Raw genomic sequence first — 25,340 nt, 5'->3', positions numbered from 1 at the left:
GATCCCCCGAACAAATCTGTAGACACAATCACAACCGATGCGGATCTGCGCCCCGACACGGCGAATGCACCCTCCATTGACCGTACCCTGCCGATGCCCGTCCGCGTAGGCGCGAGCAGACCGGGGCGCGTCGCGGTTATTCCCCGGCAACCTCGCGATATGCGGCGGCGTCGAGCATCCCGCCGAGTGCGGCGTCGAGTGCGGCCTCGTCCTCGACCTCGAGATCCACCAGCCAGCCGTCACCGTACGGCGCCGAATTGACCAGCTCCGGAGTGCCCTCCAGATCCCCGTTCGCGGCAACGACTTTCGCACTCAGCGGCGCGTAGATGTCGGAGACGCTCTTGGTCGACTCGACCTCACCGAACGACTCGCCCGCGGCGACGGCGTCGCCCTCGGCGGGCAGCTGCACGAACACGACGTCACCGAGCTGGGACTGGGCGAAGTCGGTGATACCCACGCGCACGGTGGTCGATCCCGTCCGCTGCACCCACTCGTGCTCGGCCGTGTAGCGCAATTCGGCCGGGATGTTGGTCTCACTCACCGTGTGGTCCTTTCGACGACCCTTTTCAGTTTCCGGGCTGAGCGTATTGGCGGGGTTTCTCCTCCCGCAAGGCGGCGACCGTGACCTGGTCCTTCTGTTCGACGCCGACGCGTCCCCCGCTGCGCGCGACCGTGTCGACGACACCACCCGGAATGTTCAGTGCCGCAGCCAGCGTCGGCGGGTCGCCGATCGCGGTGACGGTGTAGGGCGCGGCCAGTGGCTGCCCGTCGAGCTGCAGCTTTCCGGGTGTTCCGCTGACCCAGGAGTTGACGCCGATCCGGATCGGCGGACCGCTGCCGCCCTGCACCTCGATCGCCTCGGCACCGGCCGCCCGCAGCTCCTGGAGCATGTCCAACATCACCTCGGACCCGACGCCGGATGCCGGGTCGGTCACGGTGAGCACCACTCCCGGACCGGTCGCCGGGACGGTCCCGACCTGAATGGACAGCGCGGTCAGCCGCGCGTTCGCCTCGGCGAGCGCCGCGTCCGACCCGCCGCCACTGCGCTGCAACGTCGCGAGCGTCTCCTGCAGCGAGGTGACCTCCTGCCGCAGTGCGGCCTCGCGCTGGTTCAGGTTGTCCAGGACGACCAGCAGGTCGGCCGGTCGCGCCGAGTCCAGGGTGTCGCCGGAGCCGGTGCCGCGCACCTGGGTCGCGATCGCGACACCCAGCGCGGCCATCAGGAGCGCGGCGAGCAGCCCGAACACGACCTTCGACCGCCGCACGGCCGCCGGCGGCGTCTCGGTGTGCCACTCGTGCCTACCCTCGGGTGCCACCGCGGTTCTCACCTCCCACGGCTGTCACGCACCGAACAGCCTGCGACGCAGGGCCGCTGCGTTGCCGAAGATCCGGATTCCGAGCACCACGACGATCGCGGTGGACAGCTGGGTGCCGACCCCGAGCTGGTCGCCGAGCCACACGATCAGGGCGGCGACGAGCACGTTGAAGACGAACGAGACCACGAACACCTTCGCGTCGAAGATCTCGTCGAGATAGGCACGGAGACCGCCGAAGACGGCGTCGAGCGCGGCGACGACCGCGATCGGCAGGTACGGCTGCACCGCGTCGGGCACCTGGGGCCGCAGCACCACGCCCGCCACGATTCCCGCGATCAGGGCGAGCACCCCGTAGATCGCGTATCCGTTCCTGGCCGCCCTCATCGGTTTGACCGGTTTCACCGACCACCCCCTTCTCGTGCACTGTGAACCTCCCGGGCCGTCGCGCCCGGGAGCCTGATGTCGTCCTTCTCGGCGACGTCGAACCCGGCGCCGTACAACTGCGACACGCCCGACATCCGCAGATAGGCGTCGCTGACGACGAATCCGGTCTGCAGCCGGCCCGGCGACCCGATCGCGGAGACCACGTACGGCGACGGCACCGGTTGGTTGTCGACGAGCATCGCACCGCCCGCCTGCCTGATCGTCACGCCCGGCCCGACCCGCACGTTGCCGACCGCGACGGCCTCCGCGCCGGACGCCCACAGCGAGTTGACGACCGACTGCAGATCCCGGTCGAGGATCACCGGTTTGGCGCCGCCGCCGGGGCGGGAACGGTCCGACAGGTCCGGTCGCGCCGCGGGGTCGGTCAGGGTGACCGCGATCCCGGGGCCGTGGACCGGATCGAGCGCGGCGGACTGTTGCAGGGAGGTGATCCGGTCGAGCACCGCGGCACCCTGGGCGTCGCCGGCGAGCGCGCGGGCCCGGGCGCCGTCGGCGCGGGCCGCCAGGTCGTCCCGCACGCTCGCGAGGTCGGCTCCTCGCGCCTCCGCACCGGCGACCTGGGCGAGGATGTCGCGGCGCACCTGCTCGGTGCCGGGTGTGCGGTCGACGGCCTCCGCGTAGGCGGTTCCGAAGATCAGTCCGAGGACGAGCGCGCCGCCCGCACACCACACCCCCGCGTGCAGAGGCCGGCGCCGGGCGTGGCCCCGGGCCCGGTCCTCGGCCGCGGCGGCGTACCCGGGGTCGAGACCCTCCGCGAGCAGCGCGGTCAGCAGCGACGGCGTCGGATTTCGGCGAACTTCGCTGTCGGTCAAGGTGATTCGCTCCCGCTGCGGGACGGGGCCGAGGGCACGGGCACCTCACGTGCGGTGTTGCGGGCCGCGAGCAGGTACAGCAGGCCGGTCCACACGTACAGCCCGGTGCCCCACGCCAGCAGTGCGTATCCCCACGCGTGCGCGACGGCCGCGCCCGCCCAGTCGGTCTGTGCGGCGAGGACCAGTGGGAGCGCGAACATCAACGCGAACGTCGCGGCCTTGCCCAGGTACAGCACCGCCGGCGGCGGCAGCCCCCGCCGCCGGTAGACCTGCAGGGACGCCGCGAGGACGAGGTCGCGGCCGATCAGGACGATCGTGACCCACCACGGAACCATCCCGCGGATCGCGAACGCGAGCAGCGTGGTGACCACGTACAGCCGGTCGACGAACGGGTCGAGCAGGGCGCCGAGCCGAGACGTCTGGTTCAGCAGGCGGGCCAGTTTGCCGTCGGCCCAGTCCGTGACGCCGCTGAGCATCAGGATCGCCAGGGCCCACCCGTCGGCGTGCGGCCCGAGCAACAGGTAGGCGAACAGCGGCACGCCGATCAGCCGGACGACGCTGAGCAGGTTCGGTACTGTCAGCACACGATCGGTCACGATCACCTCGGCCGGGCCGCCCGCCTGCGCGCGCGACCGGTCTGCGCTGTCCATCTCACTCCCGCGTCCGCCGTGCCGGCGCACCGTGCGGTCCGCCCGCGGACAAGACTGTCACACGCGCGGACGCGGCGCCGGGACGCGTGCCACGCCGTCCGCGGTGAGGCTGCCGAGGTAGAGCGCCCCGCCGGCCTCACGGACACCGGTGACCGGCGAGTAGCTGCCCTTCGGCCCGCGCAGGTTGTGCACGATCGCGCCGTCGCCGTCGAGGCCGAGCACCCAGGCCCGCGGCTCCGGGTCCGGCTGCGCCCACCCGGGCAGGTTCGCGGCGATCAGCCGCAGGGCGGGGTACGGCGCCATCAGGTCCAGCACCCGCATCCGCGGGCTGTACAGCGCGACCCAGAAGATCCCGGCGGCGGTCTGGGACGCCAGGTTGTCGGGGATGCCGGGCAGGTTCTCCGCCCACGTCGACACCCGGCCGGCGGTCGGGCCGGTCAGGTCGACCCGGCGGATCCGGTATCCGCCCGTTTCGGCGACCACCACGTACGACTCGTCGGCGGACAGGCCGACACCGTTCGCGAACTGCAGCCCGTCGGCGAGCAGATGGGTCTCACCGGTGGCCGGGTCGAACCGGATCAGCCGCCCGGTGCCGCGGTGCTCGAGCAGGTCGAGCCGGTGTTCGGGGATCGTGAATTTCGCCGAGGAGTCGGTGAAGTAGACGATGCCGTCGCGGCCGACCGCCGAGTTGTTGCAGGCCAGCAGCGGCCGCCCGAGCGCACTGTCGGTCAGCGTCTCGACGCGGCCCCGGTCGTCGACCCGCAGCAGACCGCGGTCGGCGTCGCACACCAGGTAGCGGCCGTCGTCGAGGATCTCGATTCCGAGCGGCCGCCCACCGGTGTCGGCGACGCGGACGACGCGGCCGGGTCCGCCGCGGTGCAGGTGGTCGTATCGCCAGAGCGCACCGTCGTCGGTGCCGGTGACGAGGCGCCCCTCGTGGTCGACGGCGACGTCCTCCGGACCCCGCGATCCGGCCGTCGCCCACCGTTCGAGGTGGTCGAATTCCGGTGCCGGATCGGGGTTCTCACGCGGCGCGGCCGGCGCCCGCCAGGCGACCGGATCGACGCCGGTGCGATCGAGCCGGGCGAGGACGTCGCGGACGAATCCCATGCCGGTCACGGTAGTACGGGCGGCGGCGTTCCGCGCCCTCGTGTCGGGGTGCGGGCCCCCCGACGGCTCGTCGCGGTGCGGTGCGGACCCGACGGATCAGCGGGACGCGAAGTCGGGTTGCGCGTAACCGGCGACGCGGGTGGACCGGCCGTGGATCGCGACCTCCCGGAACTGGTGGATGATCGCGCCGGTCGGGGCGTGCATGGCGCCGCCCCGGAACGGCCACCGCAGCATCGGCGCGGTGCCCGCGGGAGCGTTCGACACGGGCTCGAACACCGCGTCGACGTCGACCTCGGCCATCGTCACCTCGAACACGATGGCCACCTCGTCGGGATTCGGCGTGATCGGCGCGGCGAGCTCCCCCACCCACACGACGACCGGGGTGATGACGAATCCGGACCGCGTGACGTAGTCGTCGAGCAGGCCGAGGACGTCGCGCTCGGCGGCCCGGACACCCAGTTCCTCGGCGAGTTCCCGCACCGCGGCCTGTTCGGGGGATTCACCGGGGTCGATGCTGCCGCCGGGCAACGCGAACTGTCCCGCGTGGGCGCGCATCTTCGGTGGCCGCCGGGTGAGCAGGAGCCGGGTGTCGTCGGCGTCGGTGATCAGTGCCAGGGCGACGGCGGCGCGGCGGGCACCGCTGTCGGGCACGGCGACCCGGTCGAATGCCGCGACCCGGGCGGCGCAGTCTTCTCGGGTCAGGTCCGGTCCCGGCGCGGGCGGCGGCGGTTCGGTCGGGTCCTCGTCACGCGGGCTCGGGGTGCTCAGGTCCATCCCCCGACGGTAGCCCGTGCCGAGAAACCACCGGTGATCCTGTCAGCGGGACGCGAAGTCCGGTTGGGTGAACCCGGCGACCCGGGTGCCGCGACCGTGGAGGAACAGCTCGCGGAACTGGTGGATGATCGCGGCCGTCGGCGCGAACAGCTGCTCGCCGCGAAACGGCCACCGGAACAGCGTCTCGCTGTCGCCCGGCAACGGCCGGAGCACCGGTTCGGCGTCGAGTTCGGCCTCGGTCACCTCGAACACGAGCGCCACCTCGTCGGGGCTGGGTCGCAGCGGCTCGGTCAACACTCCGGCCCACACGACCACCGGGGTGATGACGTACCCGGACCGGGTCACGAAGTCGTCGAGAACCCCGAGCACCGCGTCCGGCCCGACCCGGACGCCGAGTTCCTCCTCGAGTTCGCGCAGCGCCGCCTGCGCGGGGTTCTCGCCGGGGTCGATGCCGCCTCCCGGCAACGCGAACTGGCCCGGATGGGCCCGCATGCGACTGGGCCGCAAGGTCAGCAGCAGTACCGGTCCGGCGTCGCGCTCGACGACCGTCAGCGCGACCGCGGCGCGGCGCCCGCCGGTGTCGGGCGCGGTACGGGCCGCGAACCCGCCGAGCGCGTGGACACACCGATCCCGGGTCAGCCCCGGCCGCGCGCTGCCCACTGGTGGCCTCACCGACTCTGCCGTCATCGGACGACAGTAACCGTCGGCACCGACCGGTCGGCTCGGCCGGCCGCGCGCGGGCCCCGTCGGCGCCTCGGAACCGTCAGGCGAGGGCGTCGACGTAGGCGCCCTGCCACACGGTGTCGAACGGGGTGCGCGCCGACACCCGGCCGGCGATGCCGGCGGTGACGAACTCCTTCGCGAACTCCACCGCGGACGCCACCTCGGCTCCCTTCGCGAGTTCGGCGGTGACGGCGGCCGCGAGGGTGCAGCCGGCGCCGGAGACCCGTTCCCGTCCGACCTTCGGCGCCCGCAGCACGGTCACGTCGGTTCCGTCGAACAGCACGTCGACGGCGTCGTCGCCGGGCAGGTCGACACCGCCCTTCGCGACCACGTACCGCGGTCCCAGATCGTGGATCCGGCGGGCCGCCTCGACGAGTTCGTCGACCGTGCCGATGGTGTCGATGCCGGCAAGCGTGCGGGCCTCGAACAGGTTCGGGGTCACGACGGTGGCCAGCGGCAGGATCTGCTCCCGCAGCGCGGTGTCGGTGTCGAGGGCGGCGCCGGGTTCCTGTCCCTTGCAGATCAGGACCGGGTCGAGCACGACGTGCCGCCAGGGCTGCCTGCGCAGTCCGGCGGCGACGACGTCGATCGTGGCGGGGGTGCCGAGCATGCCGATCTTGACGACGTCGAGGTCGTGGGCGGCGGTCGCGGCCTCGATCTGGTCCGCGATCACCTCCGGGGCGATCGGGACGAAGCGGTGCGCCCAGCCCGCTTTCGGGTCGAACGAGACGATGCAGGTGGTGGTGCCGACGCCGTAGACGCCGAGTTCCTGGAAGGTCTTCAGGTCCACCTGCAGTCCGGCTCCGCCGGTCGCTTCGGAACCGGCGATGACGTAGGCGAGGTCGGGCACGATGACTCCTTTGCGAACCGGCAACGGGGCGCGAACGACGAAAGGCGGCTCCTCGCGAACGAGGAACCGCCTTTGTCGTCGATCACTGTCGGGCTGACAGGATTTGAACCTGCGACCACCTGACCCCCAGTCAGGTGCGCTACCAAGCTGCGCCACAGCCCGTCCGCGCTCTTGCGGGCGCTCGATGAGATTACATCAGTGGCACTCGCTACCGCGAATCGGCTGGTCAAGACCTGTTCGGCGCAGCCTGGGCGACCCTGGGTCAGCGCTTCTTGCGGTCCCGCTTCTCCCGCACCCGGACCGAGATCCGCACCGGGCTGCCGTCGAAGCCGAACTCCTCGCGCAGCCGGCGTTCGATGAACCTGCGGTAGCCGGCCTCGAGGAATCCGGTGGTGAACAGGACGAACGTCGGCGGCCGGGTGCCCGCCTGGGTCGCGAACAGGATCCGCGGCAGGCGCCCACCACGCATCGGCGGCGGGGTCGCGGCGACGACCTCCTTGAGCCAGGTGTTCAGCCGGCCGGTCGGGACCCGCTTGTCCCACGACTCCAGCGCCGTCTCGAGGGCGGGGACGAGCTTCTGGACGGCCCGGCCGGTGTGCGCGGAGATGTTCACCCGCTGCGCCCACGGCACCCGCACCAGCTCCCGGTCCACCTCCTTCTCGAGCATGTACCGGCGGTCCTCGTCGACGAGGTCCCACTTGTTGAACGCCAGCACCAGCGCGCGCCCGGCCTCCGCGACCATGCTCAGCACCCGCAGGTCCTGCTCGGTGATCGGCTGTGACGCGTCGATCAGCAGGATCGACACCTCCGAGGCCTCGATCGCGCCCTTGGTGCGCAGCGATGCGTAGAACTCGTGGCCGCTCGCGTGGCTGACCTTCTTGCGCAGGCCGGCGGTGTCGACGAAGCGCCACACCTTGCCGCCGAGCTCGACGAGGGAGTCCACCGGGTCGACGGTGGTTCCCGCGACGTCGTGCACGACGGACCGCTCGCTGCCGGTCAGCTTGTTGATCAGGCTGGACTTGCCGACGTTCGGCTTTCCGACCAGCGACACCCGTCGCGGGCCCTGGCCGCCGGTGCCCTCGCGGGGCGTCTCCGGCAGCACGGCGAGGACCTCGTCGAGCAGGTCGCCGGTGCCGCGCCCGTGGATCGCGCTGACCGGGTACGGCTGGCCGAGCCCGAGCGACCACAGCGCGGCCGTCTCCGCCTCGGTGCGTTCGTCGTCGACCTTGTTGGCCACCAGCAGAACCGGGGTCTTGGACCGCCGCAGCACCTTCGCGACGGCCTCGTCGGTGGAGGTCGCCCCGACCACCGCGTCCACCACCAGGATGATCGCGTCCGCGGTCTGCATCGCCAGCTCGGCCTGCCGGGCCACCGACTGCTGCAGTCCCTTGGCGTCGGGTTCCCAGCCGCCGGTGTCCTGCACCAGGAATCGGCGACCGGCCCAGTTCGCGTCGTAGGAGACCCGGTCGCGGGTGACGCCGGGGATGTCCTCGACGACCGCCTCGCGGCGGCCGATGATCCGGTTCACGAGGGTGGACTTGCCGACGTTGGGCCGGCCGACGATCGCCAGCGTCGGGACGGCGACGTGCTCCTCGCCCTCCTCCTCGCCCGTGAAATCGGCCAGCTCCCAGTCGGATTCCTCGTTCCAGGTGCCGTCGCCGGCGTAGGCGTCGCCGCCGAATTCGAAAGCGTCGCTCACTGCACCACTCCAGTTTCCTCGCGGACCACCAGCAGCAGCCGGCCGATCACGTCGTCGATGCCGATCTCGCTGGTGTCCACGATCACCGCGTCCTCCGCCGGCCGCAGCGGCGCCACCGCTCGGGTCGAGTCCAGGTGGTCGCGGCGCTGCACGTCCGCGAGCACGGCCTTGTAGTCGTCGCCGCGGCCCTCCGCGACGTTCTGGTCGTTGCGACGGCGTGCCCGCGCCTCCGCCGATGCGGTGAGGTAGATCTTCACGTCCGCGTCGGGCAGCACGACGGTGCCGATGTCGCGGCCCTCCACGACGATCCGCGGATGCCGCGCGATGAACGCACGCTGCTTGTCGACGAGCAGCTCCCGCACCCGCGGCACCGCGGACACCGCCGACACCGACCGGGTGACGGCTGCGCCGCGGATCTCGTCGGTGACGTCCTCGCCCGCGAGCAGCACTCGGTCCGACGCCGGGTCGGTGCCGATCGACAGGTCCAGCGCCTCGGTCGCCGCGGCGACCGCGTCGGCGTCGGCGACGTCGACCCCGGAGCGGAGCACGTGCAGGGTCGCGATCCGGTACATCGCACCGGTGTCGAGGTAGCGGGCCGCGAGGGAGTCGGCGAGCCGCCGCGACACACTGGACTTGCCGGTGCCGGACGGTCCGTCCATCGCGACCACCAGCGGCACGACCACGTCGTGCGCGGTCATCTCGCTCACAGCCCGACCGCCTTGTACAGGCTGCCGACCTCGCCCCGCCCGAGCACCCGCAGGGTGCCGGGCCGGCCGTCGCCGAGCGAGACGGCACCGATGTCGGTGCGGACCAGGCGCACGACCGGGTGCCCGACCGCGTCGAGGAGCCGGCGCACGATGTGCTTGCGACCCTCGTGCAGCACGATCCTGACCAGCGACTGGCCGCCGTTGATGTCGAGGAGCGTGAACGAGTCCACCTTCGCGGGCCCGTCCTCGAGCTCGACGCCGGCCTTGAGCTTCTTCCCGAGGCTGCGGTCGACGACGCCGTTGACCGTCGCCAGGTACGTCTTGGGCACCTCGAACGACGGGTGCATCAGTCGGTGCGCGAGGTCGCCGTCGTTGGTCAGCAGGATCAGCCCCTCGGTGTCGGCGTCGAGTCGGCCGACGTGGAACAGACGCTGTCCGGCGGACACCCGCTCGGAGACGATGTCGCCGATGCACGGGCGTCCGAGATCGTCGGACATCGTGGACTGCCAGCCGCGCGGCTTGTTCAGCGCGATGTGCACCAGGTCCTTCTTGACGACGACGCGGATTCCGTCGACGCGGACCACCGCGTTCTCGGGGTCGACCCGCAGCCCCTGCTCGGTCACGATGCGGCCGTCGACCTCGACGCGGCCCTGATCGATCAGCTCCTCGGCGGCGCGGCGGGATGCGACACCCGCCTGCGCGAGCACCTTCTGCAGCCGCATGCCCTCACCGGCGGCGAGCTTGGTCGGTGCGACCGGGTCGGCGTGCTGGTGGCGGGCGGGCTTGGCGTTGCTGATCTTCGGCACGACGGGTGCCTGCTGGCGCTGCGGCTTCGCCTGCTTCGTCTTGCCCCACTTGTTGGTGGCGGGCTTCCCTGCGGCCTGTCCGCGGTGCGGCTTCTTCGGGGCGCCTCCGCCCTGCGCCGCGCCGCTCTGAGCTGCGCCGCCGCGGGGTGCGCCGCCGCGCGGGGCGTCCTTCTTGCCTGTCGTCTTGCGGGCCGGGTTCGCCCTGCCCCTGTCCGGTGTGCCATCACGGCGAGCGGATCTGTTCACTTTTCTTCCTGTCACTTCATCTCGTCCGACCGAACGGAAGCGTTCGGTCGATCAGCTGTCCTCGTCGTCGACGCGGGTGTCGACGACGGGTCCGGCGTCCGGCCGCGACGGTCGCAGTTTCGCGAATCGCGGGTCGGACTCCATGTCCTCGCTGATGTCGTCGATCACGTCGACATCGGGCAGCAACGGCGCCAGTGGCGGAAGATCCGCCAGCGAGGACAACCCGAGCCGTTCGAGGAACAGCTCGGTCGTCGCGTAGGTCGTCGCGTTCGTCTCGGGGTCCACCCCGGCTTCGGCGACCAGACCGCGGGCGAGCAGGGTGCGCATCACGCCGTCGACGTTCACGCCGCGGACCGCGCTCACCCGTGCACGGGTCAAGGGTTGACGGTACGCAACAACGGCCAAGGTTTCCAACGCCGCACGTGTGAGCTTCGACCGAGCACCGTCCAGCAGGAGCCGTTCGACGTACGGCGCGTACTCGTTGCGGGTGTAGAAGCGCCAGCCGTCGGCGGCGCGTCGCAGGTCGACGCCGCTGCGCCGCGCGGTCAGCGCCGCCGACATGCGGCGCAGGGTCGCCTCGACCCGGTCCGCGGGCTCCCCGACCGCGGATGCCAGTGCGTCGACGCCCGCCGGCGAGTCGACGACCAGCAGCACCGCTTCGAGGGCGCACTCGAGTTCGTCGTCGTCGAGCCGGTCCCCGTCGTCCGCATCGGTGCCCTCCCGGTCCGGCGGGTCGAGGTCGGTCTGCTCGGGATCCTGGAGGTCCGTCCGCCCGGGCACGCTCATCCGTAGTCCTCCGCACTCGCCAGGGCCCGACCGTCCGTCGATCCCTCCCCCGTCCAACTGACCAGCAGCTCGCCGAGCGGCTCGGGCTGCTCGAACGCCACCGCCCGCTGCCGGTACAGCTCGAGCAACGCCAGGAATCGTGCCACGACCTGGACGGTCGCCTCGCAGCCGGTGACCAGTTCGCCGAAGGTCGCCCACGCCCCCTGCCCGCGTTCCCGCAGCATGTCGAGCAACAGCGCCGCCTGTTCGGGGACCGAGACCGTCGGCGCGTGCAGGTGCCCGAGGCCGACCGTCGGCACCGGCCGCGGCGCGAACGCGGCGGCCGCGATCTGCGCGAACTGGTCCGCGTCGACCCCGAGGAGAACCTCGGGGAGCAGTCCGGTGTACCGGTCCTCGAGCGACACCGACCGCGGGTACCGGCGCAGCGCGACGGACTCGAGTTCGGCGAACAGCTGCGCGACCTGCTTGTAGGCGCGGTACTGCAGCAGTCGCGCGAACAGCAGGTCCCGCGCCTCGAGCAACGCGAGGTCCTCGGGGTCGTCGACCTCACCGGACGGCAGCAGCCGCGCGGCCTTGAGGTCGAGCAGGGTCGCCGCGACGACGAGGAACTCGGTGGTCTGGTCGAGGCCCATGTCGGCGCCGAGTTCCCGGGTGTAGGCGATGAACTCGTCGGTGACCTGGTGCAGCGCCACCTCGGTGACGTCGAGACGACGTTGGCTGATCAGGGTGAGCAGCAGGTCGAACGGGCCCTCGAAGTTGCGCAGCCGGACCCGGAACCCGCCGCCCTCGTTCCGGTCCCCGAGGTCGGGTTCGGCGTCCATCTAGCGACCGGACCTCGCGATCACCTCGCGGGCAAGCGCCCGATATGCCTGCGCTCCACCGGATTTCGGCGCCCACGTGGTGATCGGCTCACCGGCGACGCTGGTCTCGGGGAACCGCACGGTGCGGTTGACGACGGTGTCGTAGACCAGGTCTCCGAACACCTCAACGACGCGGGTCATCACCTCGCGCGCATGCAGCGTCCGGGCGTCGAACATGGTCACGACGATCCCCGACATCTGCAGCCGCGGGTTGAGCCGGTCGCGGACCTTCTCGACGGTGTCGTTGAGCAGGGCGAGCCCGCGGAGGCTGAAGTACTCGCACTCCATCGGGATGATCACGCCCTCGGCGCAGGCCAGCGCGTTGACCGTCAGCAGGCCGAGCGACGGCTGACAGTCGATCAGGATGTAGTCGTAGCGGTCGAGCACCGGGTACAGCACCCGCCCGAGGGTCTGTTCGCGGCCGACCTCGGTGACCAGCTGGATCTCCGCGGCCGACAGGTCGATGTTGCTCGGCAGCAGGTCCAGACCCTCGACACGGGTCCGCATCAGCACGTCGTCGATCGAGACCTTCCGTTCGACGAGCAGGTTGTGCACGGTCAGTTCCAGGTCGTGGTGCGCGACGCCGAGGCCCGCGGACAGTGCGCCCTGCGGGTCGAGGTCGACGAGCAGGACCCGCCTGCCGTACTCGGCGAGCGAGGCGCCGAGGTTGATCGTCGAGGTGGTCTTGCCGACGCCGCCCTTCTGGTTGCACATCGCGATGACCTTCGCCGGGCCGTGGGACGCCAGCGGTTGCGGGTCGGGGATCACGCGCAGCGGCCGGCCCGTCGGACCCAGCTCTCGCTCCTCGGCCGCGAGCGCGCTGTCGATGTGCAGTTCGGCCGGCACGTCTGGTTCTGGTGAAACCCGACGCTGGTCGGCAATGCCGTCGTCCGACATCGCCGGGTGCGGCTGAGGTGTCATCACGGTTCGATGGCCCCTTCCTCGCTCGTGCATTCGCTCCCAGACGCTACCGTCTGGCCGCGTGAACCCGTCACGGACACGCGCGGCCGGTCGGCGCAGCGCCCCCGTCAGCACCGGCCAGGACGCGTACAACTCGTCGTTCCAGTGGCCCCATGGGCGTCGATGTGGGCGGCCCAGGCCGGATCGGCGTGCGCCGGTGCCGCGCCCGGCGCGCCGGTCGCCGCTGCGATCGCGACGAGGGCGACGCGCGGAATCGGATTCGCATGGGGCTCCTCGTGTCCGGGATGCCGTCATCCAATCACCGAACACCCCGGGCGTCCGCGCGACTCGCCACGCGGGCGGCACCGGGTGACGGCGGGACACGGCGTCACCGCGCGCGGGGGTGCGCGCCGGCCCACACCTCCCGGAGAGAGCCGACGGTGACGAGGGTGTAGATCTGCGTGGTCGTCACCGACGCGTGGCCGAGGAGTTCCTGCACGACCCGGACGTCGGCGCCGCCGTCGAGCAGGTGGGTGGCGAACGAGTGCCGCAGCGTGTGGGGTGAGACACCGTCGGCGAGCCCGACCCGGTCGGCGGCGGAGCGCAGCACCTGCCAGGCGCTCTGTCGCGAGAGTCGCCCACCTCGGGAGTTGAGGAACACCGCGGGACCGCCGCGGGAGACGAGCGCGGGCCGACCCCGCACGAGATACGCCTCGAGCGCCGCCAGTGCGGGCCGGCCGATCGGGACGATGCGGTCCTTGCCGCCCTTGCCGCGCAACAGGACCGCGCGGTCGACGGCGTCGATGTCGTCGAGGTCGAGGCCGACGGCCTCGGAGATGCGCGCGCCGGTGGAGTACAGGACCTCGAGCAGCGCCCGGTCGCGCAGGGCGCGCGGCTGGTCGGCGGCATCCTCGCCACCGGTCGACTCGATCAGCGCGAGCACCTGGTCGACGGGCAGCGATTTCGGCAGTCGCCGGCTCGGGGACGGCGGCTTGACCGCGTGCGCCACGTCCGCGCGGGTGAACCCCTCCGCGGTCGCGAACTTGTGCAGCCCGCGGACCGCGATCAGCGCCCGGGCCGCCGACGCGGGTGCCAGCGGTCGCACCCCGCCGGAACGATCGCCCCGGCGGAGCGCGACCACGAAGTCCGTGATGTGCCTCTCCGCGACCCGGTCGAGGTCGTCGATGCCGCGGGTCGTCAGGTACTCGCTGTAGCGCTCGAGGTCACGGCGATACGAACTCAGCGTGTTCGCCGCCACCCCGCGCTCGACGGCGAGGTGGGCCAGGTAGCTCGACACCTGTTGGTCGAGCACCTCAGGCGCCGTGCCTGCGCCGGTCGAACGCGGTCGGGCGGTCCACCCACGCGGCGTCGGCGGCCCGGCCGTCCGCCGCGGCGCCGTCACGGGCGCGCAGGGCGGCCAGCGCGAGGATCCCGGACAGCGCGGTGGCGTTGACGATGTCCCCGTCCAAGGCGCGGTCGACGGCCTCGGCCACCGGTACCCGCACGATCTCGAGGTCCGCCTCCTCGTGTTCGGGGTCGGGCCGGTCGACCTCCGTCAGCCCGCGCGCGAGGTAGACGCGAATGACCTCGTCGGTGAACCCGGGTGACGCGGCGGCGTCGACGAGGACCGACCACCGCGCCGCGGCGAGCCCGGTCTCCTCCGCGAGTTCGCGGCGGGCGGCCTCGAGCGGATCCTCACCGCGGGAGTCGAGCAGCCCGGCGGGCAGCTCCCACAACCGGCGTCCGAGGGGATGCCGGTACTGGTTGATCAGCACCAGCCGGTCCTGTTCGTCGACCGCGACCACCGCGACCGCTCCGTGGTGTTCGACCACTTCGCGGTCCGCGGTGGTGCCGCCCGGCATCGCGACGCGATCCACCCGCAACGCGACGATCGCACCCTCGTACACGGTGCGGCTGTCGAGGGTGTCGAAGTCGTGCGACCCGGGGCGGCTCATCGGCGCGTCAGCCTGCGCTCGGCGCGTCGATCACGGCGCCGTCGGAGGACGCGTCGGCGGCGGCCTTCCCGTCACCGCGGGTGTCCTCGGGGTGGAGGTCGACCGCGAGACGTTCTGCGGCCGTGTACTTCAGCGCCGCCGCGATGAACGCCGCGAACAGCGGGTGCGGCCTGGTCGGGCGGCTCTTGAGCTCCGGATGCGCCTGCGTCGCAACGAAGAACGGGTGCTTGTCCACCGGCAGCTCGACGAACTCGACGAGGTGACCGTCGGGCGAGGTACCGCTGAACTTCAAGCCGGACTTGGCGATTCGGTCCCGGTACGCGTTGTTCACCTCGTAGCGGTGCCGGTGCCGCTCGGAGACGGACTCGCTGCCGTAGGCCCGTGCGACGACCGAACCCTTCTCCAGCACCGCCGGGTAGGCGCCGAGGCGCATGGTGCCGCCGAGGTCGGCCTCTCCGGCGACGATGTCCTCCTGGTCCGCCATCGTGGAGATGACCGGATGCTTCGTGTCGGGCTCGAACTCGGCCGAGTTGGCGTCGGTCAGGCCCACGGAGCGGGCGGCCTCGATGACGACGGCCTGCAGGCCCAGGCACAGGCCGAGCAGCGGGATGCCGCGGGTACGGGCGTAGGTGATGGCGCCGAGCTTGCCCTCGATGCCGCGGATGCCGAAGCCTCCGGGGATCAGCACCGCGTCCACCTCGCCGAGCGCCTCCTGCGCGCCGGCCTCGGTCTCGCACACGTCCGACGGCACCCAGTCGATCTCGACCTTGGCCCGGTGCGCGAATCCGCCGGCGCGCAGCGCCTCGGTGACGGACAGGTAGGCGTCGGGCAGGTCCACGTACTTGCCGACGAGCGCCACCCGGACCGTCTCGCGCGGGTTGTGCACGCGCTCGAGCAGGTCGCCCCACACGGTCCAGTCCACGTCCCGGAACGGCAGGCCGAGCTGGCGCACCACGTAGGCGTCGAGGCCCTCGCTGTGCAGGACCTTCGGGATGTCGTAGATGGACGGCGCGTCGGGGGTGGAGATGCACGCGTCGACGTCGACGTCGCACATCAGCGCGATCTTCGACTTCAACGCCTGCGGCACGTCCCGATCGCACCGAAGGATCAGCGCGTCCGGCTGGATACCGATGTTGCGCAGCGCCGCCACCGAGTGCTGTGTCGGCTTGGTCTTGAGCTCGCCGGACGGGCCGAGGTACGGAACGAGCGAGACGTGCAGGAAGAAGACGTTCTCCCGGCCGACGTCGTGACGCACCTGGCGGGCGGCCTCGAGGAACGGCTGCGACTCGATGTCGCCGACGGTGCCACCGATCTCGGTGATGACGACGTCCGGTTCCTGCCCCTGCGCGTCCGGGCCGGCCATCGCGAGGATCCGGGACTTGATCTCGTCGGTGATGTGCGGGATGACCTGGACGGTGTCGCCGAGGTACTCGCCGCGCCGCTCCTTCGCGATCACCGACGAGTACACCTGCCCGGTGGTGACGTTGGCGAACGCGTTGAGGTCGCGGTCGAGGAACCGCTCGTAGTGACCGACGTCGAGGTCCGTTTCCGCGCCGTCCTCGGTGACGAACACCTCACCGTGCTGGAACGGATTCATCGTGCCCGGGTCCACGTTGAGGTACGGGTCCAGTTTCTGCATCGTGACCCGCAGCCCGCGGGCGGTGAGCAACTGGCCGAGGCTGGACGCGGTCAGTCCCTTGCCGAGCGAGGAGGCCACGCCCCCGCTGACGAAGATGTGCTTGGTGGCGGTACGCGAATGACTGCGTGACAGTGGCAAAGGGGCTCCCGTGACGACTTGCAGGACTTGACCAAGGGTAGAGCTGGGGCCTGCCGACCCACGGGTCTTCACGGTAACACCTTCCGGACCGGAACCACCGCACGGCACACCCTGTGATCTCGGTGACCTCCCCGTCTCGGCGCGTTCAGCCGATCGGAGCGCCGACGGTGATCGCGGTCGCGTTCGGGCCGCTGCCGTACCGGCCGGCGCCGCCGCCGAGCTGTTCCTGCAGGGCCAGGACGGTCGTGATCCGGCCGGACTCGCGGTCCACGTCGTCGATCGTGGACAACCCCGCCGACAGGGCGGTGTCGGAGCGGACCACCGCGATCGGACCGTTGCCCTGGGCGGAGTCGGGCCGGCCCACGAGGACCGTGCCCGCGCCGCGCCCGTCGAGCGCGCCCGCGAACCGGGCCACGATCGAACCCCGGTTGCCGCCGTCACCGGTCTGGCCGTCACCGGTGAGCACAACCGCGAGCTGAGCTGGCTTGACGGTGCCGTTGTCGTAGGCGACGAAGCCTCCGGCCCGAAGTGCTTCGAGCGCCAGGGCGAGTTCCTCCGGGGTGCTCTGCGGCTGCGCGGTCTGCCCGTTCAGCAGCAGCACCGAGCCGAGGAGATCGCCGGCCAGGCTGCCCTGGTCTACCGCCCCGGTCCGCAACTGGATGCCGGCGGGGATGACGTTGGTGACCGTGGTCCGCAGCTGGTCGCCGTTGGCCGCGTCGACGAACGACTCGGTCAGCGCCACCCGTCCGGTGACGGTGCCGCCGGCGGCACCGATCAGGCGGGTGATGCCGTCGAGGTCTCCGGGGTCGGCGTCCGGGGTGGTGACGATGACGACCGTGCGCTGCGCGAGCGCGTCCCGCACGACCCGCCCGGCGACCGCGGAGTCGAATCCGTCGCCGGCGGCCAGTTGCTCGGTCAGCTGGTTCTTCTGGTCGTGCAGGTCGTTGATCTGGTTCTGCAGCTGGGTCTTGTCGTCGCGCATGCCGGACAGCAGGGAGTCCGACAGGGTCCCCGACCCGAGCACCACACCGACGGCCAGGGCCAGGAAGATCGCCGCGATCGAGATCGCGTGTTGACGCAGAGAGATCACGTGAAGAGTCCCTGAACCCACAGTGCGAAGCTGTTCCACGTCTGAACGGCCCAGTCGAGTGCCTCGCTGCCGACGTTCGAGACCACCAGCGCCACGATCACCGCGGTCAGTGCGGCCAGCACCAGCAGGGCGATCGCCGCACCGGACACGCGACTGCGGTACAGCGTCGCGACGGCCTTCGCGTCGACCAGCTTCGGGCCCACCTTCAGGCGCGTCATGAACGCGGCCGGATTGACCTCACGCCGGCCGCGGTCGAAGAACTCGTCGAGGGACACGGTGGTCCCGACCGCGACGATCAGCGACGCGCCGTGGTGGTCGGCGAGCAGCAGTGCCAGGTCGGCGGGTGCCGCGGCAGCGGGGAACGTCATCGCCCCGATCCCGAGGTCCTGGATTCGCTCGAGGCCCGGTGCGTGGCCGTCCGGATCCGCGGGCAGCACCACCTCGGCGCCCGACTTGAGGGTGTCGGCGGTGACTTCTTCCGGATCCCCGACGATCAGGTCGGGACGGTACCCGGCGGCGGTCAGGGCGTCCGCGCCCGCGCCGACGCCGATCAGGATCGGCGAGTACTCCTTGATGAACGGTTTGAGGTTCTTCAGGTCCGCGACGTGGTCGGGACCGTCGGCGACGACCACGACGTGCCGGTCCTCGAGGTCGACGTCCACGTCCGGGACGCCGACGCCGTCGATCAACAGCGGACTCTCGGTGCGGATGAACTCGATCGTGTTGCCGGAGAAGGCTTCCAGGTGATCGACGAGCCCGGTCTTCGCCTCGATCAACAGGTCGGAGATCTCGGCCTCGGACTGTTCCACGCCGACGGCGAGCCGGCGGTCGCCGGTGTACACGCCGCCTTCGTGGAGGCGGATCTTCGCGCCGTCCTTGACCTTCTTGAACACCTCCTCGCCGACGGAGTCGACGAGCGTGATGCCGTTGGCGACGATCACCTCCGGCCCGAGGTTGGGGTACCGGCCGGAGATCGACGCCGACGCGTTGACGACCGCGGTGACGCCGGCCTGGACGAGCGCGTCGGCGGTGGCCCGGTCGAGGTCGATCTCGTCGAGCACGACGATGTCGCCGGGGCCGACGCGGCGAAGCAGCTTCGCCGTGTTGCGGTCAACCCTGGCGATGCCGGTGATTCCCGGCAACGATTCGGTGTTTCGTGACAACAGAGCGGGCATCTTCATGCCCACGATGATGACGCCGACCCGCGCCGCGACCGGGGAGGCGCGCCGAGTCTTTTACCTCACGTGTCACTCGCGCACCACGATCGACACGCGCGACGACGTCGCGAACGGATCACAGCGTCGGCGGCGGTTCTCTGCTATGCCGACCGTTCCGCCGACGCCGTCGCCAGCAGTTCCTCGGCGTGCGCGCGTCCCGTCTCGGTGTCGCCGAGGCCGGCGAGCATCCGCGCGAGCTCGGCGACGCGCTGCTCGTCGGTGAGGGTCCGGACCCCGGAGTCGGCGGCGCGTTTGCCGTCGACCTTGTCGACGACGAGGTGCGTGTCGGCGAACGCCGCCACCTGTGGCAGGTGGGTGACGACGATCACCTGATGGGTGCGGGCGAGCCGCGCCAGCCGGCGACCGATCTCGACGGCCGCCCGGCCGCCGACACCGGCGTCGACCTCGTCGAAGACCATCGTCGCGCTCGACTCCGCACCCGCGAGCACGACCTCGAGCGCGAGCATCACCCGGGACAGTTCACCGCCGGAGGCGCTCTTGCCGAGGGCCAGCGACGGGGCGTGGGCATGTGCGGCGAGCCGGAACTCCACCTCGTCGATGCCGGATGCACCGGCGTGCACCCGCTGCCCGTCGACGTCCAGCGGCGCGGAGTCCTGGGCACCGGCGGGCATCTGCCGGACCGCGACCTCGAGTTTCGCCTTCCCCATCGCGAGGCCGGCGAGTTCGGTGGTCACCGCCTTGCCGAGCTTGACCGACGCCTTGGCGCGCGCCGTGCTCAGCGCGGTCGCCGCGGCGGCCAGGTCGGCGGCGACCTCGTCCACCCGGGCCGCGAGCGCGGCGAGGGCGTCGGCGGAGACGTCGATGCGGCCGAGCCGCTCGCGGGCCTGCGCCGCCCACTCGAGGACGCCGTCCACGTCGGCGGCGTACTTGCGGGTCAGCGTCTTGAGCTCGGCCTGTCGGCTCAACAGGGCATCGAGTGCACCCGGATCCGAGGGCAGGTCCTCGAGGTAGCCGGCCAGGTCCGAGGACACGTCGGTGAGGACCGTGATCGCTTCGGCGAGGCGGGGGGCCAGCGCGGTCAGCGCCTCGTCGTCGGACGACTCGACCCGGGAGCGGGCCTCGCCCAGCAGATCCAACGCGCCGGACGCGTCGGGTGTCACGTCGCCGCCGAGTTCGGCGGCGCCGACGAGGGCCGCCTGTGCGGCGACGGCCGCGGACCGCAGCGAGTCGAGATCGCCGAGCCGGCGCACCTCGGCCACGATCGCCGCGTCCTCGCCCGGCTGCGGGTCGACCGCGTCGATCTCGTTCAGGGCGAACTCGAGCCGGTCCACCTCCTGCGCGAGTTCGCGGCTGCTGCGGGTGCGTTCGTCGAGTTCGGCGCGGGCCTCGAGCCACCGTTCCCGCAGGGCCCGGTACTTGTCGAGCAGGGAACCGACTGCGGCGCCGCCGAATTCGTCGAGCGCGTGGCGCTGCTGATCGGGACGCTGCAGGCGCAGCTGGTCGTTCTGGCCGTGCACTGTGAGCAGCGGCGCGGTCAGTTCGGCGAGCGCGCCGGCCGGGACACTGCGACCGCCGAGGTGGGCGCGCGACCGGCCGTCGGCCCCGACCGTGCGGACCGCGATGACGGTGCCGTCCTCGTCGCGTTCGGCACCGGTGGATTCGAGCAGCCGCTCGACCTCCGCCACGGCCTGTGGTCCGGCGGCGGCGGTCGAGAACCGGCCCTCCACGACCGCCCGATTCGCACCGACCCGGACCCGCCCGGCATCGGCGCGGGCACCGCTGAGCAGGTGCAGGCTCGTCACGATCATCGTCTTGCCCGCACCGGTCTCACCGGTGAGCACGGTCAGACCCTCGTGGAACTGGGCACTGGCCTGGGAGATGACGCCCAGGGAGTCGATCCGGATTTCAGCGAGCACGCCTGCTGTCCCCTTCCCCACGGTTCTTCCGCCCGCGCCATCCCTGCACCGGCAGGTCGAACTTGCGCACCATCCGGTCCGCGAACGGCGCCGAGTCGAGGCGGATCCACTTGACCGGGTCGACGCCTCGCACGATCTCGACGCGCCCGCCCGCCGGCAGCGAGAGGGTCCGGCTGCCGTCGCAGAAGACCAGGCCGTCGTGACCGCCGGCGAACGTCTCGACCGCGATCAGCGACTCCGGGCTGGTGACCAACGGCCGCGCGAACAACGCGTGCGCATTGCTCGGAATCACCAGCAGCGCTTCGAGTTCCGGCCACACGATCGGACCGCCGGCGGAGAACGCGTAGGCCGTGGACCCGGTCGGGGTGGACACCAGGACCCCGTCGCAGCCGAACGACGACACCGGGCGGCCGTCGACCTCGAGAACCACCTCGAGGACACCGAGCCGGGACACGTTCTCGATGCTCGCCTCGTTGAGCGCCCACCCCCGGTCGACGACGACGTCGTCGACGCGGATCGCGATGTCGATGGTCATCCGGTGCTCGACGCTGTAGTCCTGCCGGATCAATGCGCCGAGCGCCTCCTCGAGATGTTCGGCCTCGGTCTCGGCGAGGAAACCGATCCGTCCGAGGTTGATGCCGAGGACCGGGATGTCGGCGGCCCGGGCGAATTCCGCGCCGCGCAGGAAGGTGCCGTCGCCGCCGAGCACCAGCACCAGTTCGCAGCCGACGGCCGCGTCCGGACCCGGCGCGACGACGGTGACCTGCACCTCCTGCTCCGGCGACTGCGCGCCGTCGTCGGCTTCCGTCGCCAGGACCCGCAGCCCGATGCCCGCGTCGGCGAACACGCGGGCGATCCGCCGCGTCGTCTCGGTGATCTCGGCGCGGCCGGTGTGGGCGACGACCAGGATCTCCCGGCCGGTCACTGCGGGCCCTCCGCGACGGCCTGCCGCACCAGCTCCTCGACGTCCTCGACGCCGGGCTCGGCCTGTTTGCGCAACCACAGGAAGTACTCGACGTTGCCGGACGGTCCGGGCAGCGGGCTGGCGACCGCTCCGAGGGTTCGCAGACCCACCGCGTCCGCGGCCCGCGACACCTCGAGGACGGCCTCGGTCCGGAGGGCTGGGTCGCGGACCACGCCACCGGATCCGACCCGATCCTTGCCGACCTCGAACTGCGGCTTGACCATCGGGACCAGGTCCGCGCCGTCGGCCGCGCACGCGACGAACGCGGGCAACACCAGGTTCAACGAGATGAACGACAGGTCCGCGACCACGAGCTCGACCGGTCCACCGATCTGGTCGGGTTCGAGCGAGCGCACGTTGGTCCGGTCGACGACGGTCACCCGGTCGTCGGACTGCAGGCGCCAGACCAGCTGCCCGTAGCCGACGTCGACGGCCGCGACCCGCGACGCGCCCCGGCTGAGCAGGACGTCGGTGAATCCGCCGGTGGACGCACCCGCGTCCAGGCACCGCTTCCCGGCGACCGACAGCCCGCGCGGCTCGAACGCGTCGAGCGCGCCGAGCAGCTTGTGGGCGCCGCGCGACGCCCACGACACCTCGTCGACCTCCGCTGTCACGAGCAGCGGAGTCCCCGCCTCGACCGCGGTGGCCGGTTTGACGGCCACGGCGCCGTTGATCAGGACACGGCCCGCGGCGATCAGTTGCGCCGCGTGTTCCCTCGAGCGAGCCAGACCCCGCCGAACGAGTTCGGCGTCGACTCGTGCACGCCTGGCCACCTCAGATCTTGTCCACGGTCGCGAGTGCCTGCACCAGTACGTCGTGGGCGCGTTCGAGAATGTGCGCCTGCCGCGGGATCGCCTGGTGCCCGTCGTGGTCGATCGCGTCGAGTCCCGCGAGCAGCTCGTCGACCTCGGCGTGGATCCGATCCGGGTCGACGTGCTGTGGGGGTCCCGGCAGGTGCTGCCCGGGCTTCGGTGTCGGCGTACTCATCGCAGTCAACGCTAGCCGATGGACCCGACACCGCGCGCTTCGCGCCGGTGGGCGATTCGCGCTTCGCGCGGGTGCGCGATTCGCACCCGGACCCGGTGGCCGTCAGGCACCGGTGCGCAGCGCCGGAACGCCGCGAACCTCGGTCACCGTCGGTGCCGCCCACGCTGCGGCGAGCGCGGCACGCAGGACGGTCTCCTCGTCGACCGCGGACGATTCCGTCCGGACCGTCAACGTGGTCCCCTCCAGGACGGTGGTGACCGACGGATGCGGCGCGATCGCGAGTTCCTCGGGCGCTCGCGCCAACGCGGCCAGTGCCGATGCCAGATAGGTCGGTCGCTGCGCCGCCGGCGCGACCAGCAGGTCCGCCGGGGTGCTGACTCCGGTCAGCACGAGAAGCGAGTCGAGGCCCGCCGCGTTGGCCCCGGCGATGTCGGTGTCGATCCGGTCCCCGACCACCAGGGGACGACGGCCCGCGCTGCGCCGGACGGCGTCGTCCATCAGCGGGCGCGCCGGTTTACCTGCGACATCCGGTTCGCGGCCGGTCGCGGACCGCACCGCCGCGACCATCGATCCGTTCCCGAGGCTCAGCCCGCGCTCGGTGGGCAGCGTGGTGTCGACATTCGTCGCCACCCAGTAGGCACCGGCGCGGATCGCGAGCGTCGCCTCCGCGAGGATCCGCCATCCGGTGTCCGGGGAGTGGCCCTGCACGACCGCGACGGGCGCGTCGTCGAAGCTGCGCACCGGGTGCAGGCCCGCGACACGCACCTCCTCGGCCAGCGCCTCGGTGCCGACCACCAGCACCGGCGAACCGGCAGGCACGCGCTGCGCGAGCAGTCGCGCCGCCGACTGGGAACTCGTGACGACCTCGGATTCCATTGCTGGGAACCCGAGTTCGTTGAGATGGCCGGCCACCTGCGCCGGACTGCGGCTGGCGTTGTTGGTGACGTAGTACAGACGCGGCCCACCGTCGACGACCAGCGCGTCCCGTGCTCCCGGAATCGCGTGCGGTCCCGCGTACACGGTCCCGTCGAGGTCCAGCAGGAGAACGTCGTACCGGTCCCGCACCGCGGCCGTGCCGGTGACCTGATCGGTCCCCGTCACTGGTCGCCGGACAGCTCGGCGGCGCGCTCCTCGGCGTCGGTGTCGCCCTCGAGGTCGGCGGCAGCGGAGTTCAGGAACCACTTCAGGCCGTCCTGGACGCGACCGGCCGCGACCAGGGCGTCGGCGTACGCGTAGAACAGCCGTGCCGCGGTCGGGCCGGACTTCGACGCGTCGAGTTCCGGCGTCTGCAACGTGACGACGGCCTGGTCGAACTGGCCGAGGTCCATGCGGGCACCGGCGACGACGATCCGCAGTTCGGTGGCCTCGTCGCCCGTCAGCGCCCGCGCCTCCTCGCTGCGGCCCAGCTCGATCGCGCGCTCGGGCCGGCCGAGGCCGCGTTCGCAGTCCGCCATCACCGCCAGCAGACCGGGTCCACCGGCCATCCGGCGGGCCGCGCGCAGCTCGGACAGCGCCTCCGCCCACTCACCGGCGTGGTACGCGACGATGCCGGCGGTCTCCCGGACGACCGCGACGCGGCCGGCGCGGTTCCGTGCGGCGCGGGCGTGCGCGAGCGCCAGCTCCGGATCGTCGTCGAGCAGTTTGGTCGCCATCACCAGGTGCCGGGCGACGGTGTTCGCGTTCGACTTGTCGAGGCTGAGCAGATCCCGGCGGACCGCCGGATCCAGCTCGCCGGCCTGGATCTCCTCGGGCAGATCCGGCTCGTCGGGACGCGCGGCACGGCGTTCGGGACGGGAGCCGCCGTCGCGGGGACGCGGCGCGAATCCGCCCTCGCCGCCACGACGCTGCGCTCCCCCATCGCGCCGGTCCGGGCCGCGGCGCTCGCCACCGGAACGGTGATCGTCGCCCCGTCGCTGCTCGCCGCGGTACTCGCCGCCGCGCTGGCCGCCCTCACCGCGACGGTCACCCCGGTGCTCACCGCCACCGGAACGACGGTCGTCGCCCCGGTATCCGCCGCGATGCTCGCCTCCGGATCGCCGATCGTCAGCCCGGTAGCCGCCGCCCTCGCGACGATCGCCACCCCGGCTGTCACCACCACGACGTTCGCCGCCGCCGGAACGACGGTCGTCGCCGCGGTATCCGCCGCGAGGTTCACCGTGACGTTCGCCTCCGGATCGCCGATCCTCGCCGCGATGGTCGCCCGCACCCCGGTGGCCACTGCCACCGTCGCGACGATCACCACCACGACGTTCGGCGCCACGCCGATCGTCTCCGTGTCTGCGGTCGTCACCACCACTGCGGTGGCCGGCCCCGCCGCGCGGACCATCGCCGCGCTGCCCCTGGTTGTTCTGGCCGTCTCGCCGATGCCCGTCCTGCCGGTGGCCGCCGCGAGCGTCGCCGCCCTGCGAGGCGCCACCACGACGCCGATCCGGATCGTCGCTTCCGAACGGGCGGCGATCTGCGTTGTTGTCCGACACAACATCTCCTTCGAAGACAACACTGGCATGATCATGAAAACACGAAAGGGGACCCAGTTCGATGGGTCCCCTTTCGGATGTTATGTACGGCGGTGTCCTACTCTCCCACACCCTGTCGAGTGCAGTACCATCGGCGCTGGAGGGCTTAGCTTCCGGGTTCGGAATGGGACCGGGCGTTTCCCCTCCGCTATGGCCGCCGTAACACTGTGAAACTGTCACACGGACCAGAGAAAAACAAACTCGCTTCTCGATCCGATACAACGTGTGTTGTTTCAGATACCGCACAGTGGACGCGTAGCTTCTTCGTGGTAAG

25 protein-coding genes, 1 tRNA gene, 1 rRNA gene and 1 pseudogene are annotated in these 25,340 nt (G+C 71.7%); all 28 read right to left on the bottom strand.

The window, feature by feature from the left end; translation table 11 throughout:
* Window positions 1-136: 136 nt before the first annotated feature.
* The gene (gene gcvH / locus ABD951_RS18030; RefSeq protein WP_345347926.1) at window positions 137-541 is read right to left on the bottom strand and encodes a glycine cleavage system protein GcvH; all 405 of its coding nucleotides are present in this window, start codon (window positions 539-541) and stop codon (window positions 137-139) included.
* A 25-nt stretch (window positions 542-566) separates the two neighbouring features.
* The gene (locus ABD951_RS18025; protein WP_345347924.1) at window positions 567-1,316 is read right to left on the bottom strand and encodes a DUF881 domain-containing protein; all 750 of its coding nucleotides are present in this window, start codon (window positions 1,314-1,316) and stop codon (window positions 567-569) included.
* Between the two features lie 24 nt (window positions 1,317-1,340).
* On the bottom strand, window positions 1,341-1,700 hold the full coding sequence (locus tag ABD951_RS18020) for a small basic family protein (protein WP_345347921.1): 360 nt from the start codon (window positions 1,698-1,700) through the stop codon (window positions 1,341-1,343).
* A 14-nt stretch (window positions 1,701-1,714) separates the two neighbouring features.
* Window positions 1,715-2,578, bottom strand: coding sequence for a DUF881 domain-containing protein (locus ABD951_RS18015; protein ID WP_345348005.1), 864 nt, complete (start codon window positions 2,576-2,578; stop codon window positions 1,715-1,717).
* The gene (locus ABD951_RS18010) at window positions 2,569-3,222 is read right to left on the bottom strand and encodes a CDP-alcohol phosphatidyltransferase family protein (RefSeq protein WP_345347918.1); all 654 of its coding nucleotides are present in this window, start codon (window positions 3,220-3,222) and stop codon (window positions 2,569-2,571) included. The genes ABD951_RS18015 and ABD951_RS18010 overlap by 10 nt, the downstream gene beginning before the upstream one ends.
* A gap of 57 nt (window positions 3,223-3,279) precedes the next feature.
* Window positions 3,280-4,332: an SMP-30/gluconolactonase/LRE family protein gene (locus tag ABD951_RS18005; protein WP_345347915.1), complete on the bottom strand. Its 1,053-nt coding sequence runs from the start codon at window positions 4,330-4,332 to the stop codon at window positions 3,280-3,282.
* Between the two features lie 96 nt (window positions 4,333-4,428).
* Entirely contained in the window at window positions 4,429-5,106 is a 678-nt protein-coding gene (locus tag ABD951_RS18000) for an NUDIX hydrolase (RefSeq protein ID WP_345347912.1), read from the bottom strand.
* A 42-nt stretch (window positions 5,107-5,148) separates the two neighbouring features.
* The gene (locus tag ABD951_RS17995) at window positions 5,149-5,793 is read right to left on the bottom strand and encodes an NUDIX hydrolase (RefSeq protein ID WP_345347909.1); all 645 of its coding nucleotides are present in this window, start codon (window positions 5,791-5,793) and stop codon (window positions 5,149-5,151) included.
* Between the two features lie 76 nt (window positions 5,794-5,869).
* The gene (gene thiD, locus ABD951_RS17990) at window positions 5,870-6,679 is read right to left on the bottom strand and encodes a bifunctional hydroxymethylpyrimidine kinase/phosphomethylpyrimidine kinase (RefSeq protein WP_345347906.1); all 810 of its coding nucleotides are present in this window, start codon (window positions 6,677-6,679) and stop codon (window positions 5,870-5,872) included.
* A gap of 88 nt (window positions 6,680-6,767) precedes the next feature.
* Window positions 6,768-6,841: transfer RNA gene (locus tag ABD951_RS17985), tRNA-Pro, on the bottom strand.
* 100 nt (window positions 6,842-6,941) lie between these two features.
* A complete protein-coding gene (der, locus tag ABD951_RS17980; RefSeq protein WP_345347903.1) occupies window positions 6,942-8,378 on the bottom strand; it encodes a ribosome biogenesis GTPase Der in 1,437 nt (478 codons plus the stop codon).
* Window positions 8,375-9,076, bottom strand: a complete 702-nt coding sequence (gene cmk, locus ABD951_RS17975) for a (d)CMP kinase (RefSeq protein ID WP_345348002.1) — start codon at window positions 9,074-9,076, stop codon at window positions 8,375-8,377. Before cmk ends, der begins: the two co-directional genes overlap by 4 nt.
* 5 nt (window positions 9,077-9,081) lie before the next feature.
* Window positions 9,082-10,137 (bottom strand): pseudouridine synthase, encoded by a 1,056-nt coding sequence (locus ABD951_RS17970; protein ID WP_345347900.1) that lies wholly within the window; start codon window positions 10,135-10,137, stop codon window positions 9,082-9,084.
* Window positions 10,138-10,188: 51 nt separating this feature from the next.
* Entirely contained in the window at window positions 10,189-10,923 is a 735-nt protein-coding gene (scpB, locus tag ABD951_RS17965) for an SMC-Scp complex subunit ScpB (protein ID WP_345347897.1), read from the bottom strand.
* A complete protein-coding gene (locus ABD951_RS17960) occupies window positions 10,920-11,744 on the bottom strand; it encodes a segregation and condensation protein A (RefSeq protein ID WP_345347894.1) in 825 nt (274 codons plus the stop codon). Before ABD951_RS17960 ends, scpB begins: the two co-directional genes overlap by 4 nt.
* On the bottom strand, window positions 11,745-12,704 hold the full coding sequence (locus ABD951_RS17955) for a ParA family protein (RefSeq protein ID WP_345347891.1): 960 nt from the start codon (window positions 12,702-12,704) through the stop codon (window positions 11,745-11,747). It lies immediately after the preceding gene.
* 367 nt (window positions 12,705-13,071) lie between these two features.
* Window positions 13,072-13,995, bottom strand: coding sequence for a site-specific tyrosine recombinase XerD (gene xerD / locus ABD951_RS17950; RefSeq protein ID WP_345347888.1), 924 nt, complete (start codon window positions 13,993-13,995; stop codon window positions 13,072-13,074).
* 1 nt (window position 13,996) lies between these two features.
* Window positions 13,997-14,638 carry an NUDIX domain-containing protein gene (locus ABD951_RS17945; RefSeq protein WP_345347885.1) on the bottom strand — a complete coding sequence of 214 codons (642 nt, stop codon included), beginning with the start codon at window positions 14,636-14,638 and terminating at the stop codon, window positions 13,997-13,999.
* Window positions 14,639-14,645: 7 nt separating this feature from the next.
* Window positions 14,646-16,415: a CTP synthase gene (pyrG, locus tag ABD951_RS17940; protein ID WP_345347882.1), complete on the bottom strand. Its 1,770-nt coding sequence runs from the start codon at window positions 16,413-16,415 to the stop codon at window positions 14,646-14,648.
* A 145-nt stretch (window positions 16,416-16,560) separates the two neighbouring features.
* A complete protein-coding gene (locus ABD951_RS17935; protein ID WP_345347879.1) occupies window positions 16,561-17,505 on the bottom strand; it encodes a copper transporter in 945 nt (314 codons plus the stop codon).
* Window positions 17,502-18,686, bottom strand: a complete 1,185-nt coding sequence (steA, locus tag ABD951_RS17930; RefSeq protein WP_345347876.1) for a putative cytokinetic ring protein SteA — start codon at window positions 18,684-18,686, stop codon at window positions 17,502-17,504. The genes ABD951_RS17935 and steA overlap by 4 nt, the downstream gene beginning before the upstream one ends.
* Window positions 18,687-18,823: 137 nt before the next feature.
* Complete coding sequence (gene recN, locus ABD951_RS17925) at window positions 18,824-20,599, bottom strand: DNA repair protein RecN (RefSeq protein WP_345347873.1); 1,776 nt, start codon at window positions 20,597-20,599, stop codon at window positions 18,824-18,826.
* Window positions 20,589-21,524: an NAD kinase gene (locus tag ABD951_RS17920; protein WP_345347870.1), complete on the bottom strand. Its 936-nt coding sequence runs from the start codon at window positions 21,522-21,524 to the stop codon at window positions 20,589-20,591. The genes recN and ABD951_RS17920 overlap by 11 nt, the downstream gene beginning before the upstream one ends.
* Window positions 21,521-22,336: a TlyA family RNA methyltransferase gene (locus ABD951_RS17915; protein ID WP_345347867.1), complete on the bottom strand. Its 816-nt coding sequence runs from the start codon at window positions 22,334-22,336 to the stop codon at window positions 21,521-21,523. Before ABD951_RS17915 ends, ABD951_RS17920 begins: the two co-directional genes overlap by 4 nt.
* Window position 22,337: 1 nt before the next feature.
* A complete protein-coding gene (locus ABD951_RS17910; protein ID WP_345347864.1) occupies window positions 22,338-22,550 on the bottom strand; it encodes a hypothetical protein in 213 nt (70 codons plus the stop codon).
* 102 nt (window positions 22,551-22,652) lie between these two features.
* Window positions 22,653-23,651 carry an HAD-IIA family hydrolase gene (locus ABD951_RS17905; RefSeq protein WP_345347861.1) on the bottom strand — a complete coding sequence of 333 codons (999 nt, stop codon included), beginning with the start codon at window positions 23,649-23,651 and terminating at the stop codon, window positions 22,653-22,655.
* Window positions 23,648-24,511 (bottom strand): annotated as a pseudogene (locus ABD951_RS17900) (hypothetical protein); the annotation flags it as partial. The gene ABD951_RS17905 and the pseudogene ABD951_RS17900, both read right to left, overlap by 4 nt.
* A gap of 600 nt (window positions 24,512-25,111) precedes the next feature.
* A 5S ribosomal RNA gene (rrf, locus tag ABD951_RS17895) occupies window positions 25,112-25,228 on the bottom strand.
* Window positions 25,229-25,340: the final 112 nt, after the last annotated feature.

The organism is Rhodococcus olei, assembly GCF_039540555.1.
GTDB classification, from domain to species: Bacteria; Actinomycetota; Actinomycetes; order Mycobacteriales; family Mycobacteriaceae; genus Rhodococcus_G; species Rhodococcus_G olei.
Note: the sequence above shows the minus strand (reverse complement) of the source record. Positions and strands in the feature narration are given on the sequence as shown.

Coding starts and splice junctions, on each gene's coding strand:
- ABD951_RS18020 (WP_345347921.1), bottom strand. CDS start 1,700: ATGAGGGCGGCCAGGAACGGATACGCGATCTACGGGGTGCTCGCCCTG.
- ABD951_RS18010 (WP_345347918.1), bottom strand. CDS start 3,222: ATGGACAGCGCAGACCGGTCGCGCGCGCAGGCGGGCGGCCCGGCCGAG.
- ABD951_RS18005 (WP_345347915.1), bottom strand. CDS start 4,332: ATGGGATTCGTCCGCGACGTCCTCGCCCGGCTCGATCGCACCGGCGTC.
- ABD951_RS18000 (WP_345347912.1), bottom strand. CDS start 5,106: ATGGACCTGAGCACCCCGAGCCCGCGTGACGAGGACCCGACCGAACCG.
- ABD951_RS17995 (WP_345347909.1), bottom strand. CDS start 5,793: ATGACGGCAGAGTCGGTGAGGCCACCAGTGGGCAGCGCGCGGCCGGGG.
- cmk (WP_345348002.1), bottom strand. CDS start 9,076: ATGACCGCGCACGACGTGGTCGTGCCGCTGGTGGTCGCGATGGACGGA.
- scpB (WP_345347897.1), bottom strand. CDS start 10,923: ATGAGCGTGCCCGGGCGGACGGACCTCCAGGATCCCGAGCAGACCGAC.
- ABD951_RS17960 (WP_345347894.1), bottom strand. CDS start 11,744: ATGGACGCCGAACCCGACCTCGGGGACCGGAACGAGGGCGGCGGGTTC.
- ABD951_RS17955 (WP_345347891.1), bottom strand. CDS start 12,704: ATGACACCTCAGCCGCACCCGGCGATGTCGGACGACGGCATTGCCGAC.
- ABD951_RS17945 (WP_345347885.1), bottom strand. CDS start 14,638: ATGAGCCGCCCCGGGTCGCACGACTTCGACACCCTCGACAGCCGCACC.
- steA (WP_345347876.1), bottom strand. CDS start 18,686: ATGAAGATGCCCGCTCTGTTGTCACGAAACACCGAATCGTTGCCGGGA.
- ABD951_RS17910 (WP_345347864.1), bottom strand. CDS start 22,550: ATGAGTACGCCGACACCGAAGCCCGGGCAGCACCTGCCGGGACCCCCA.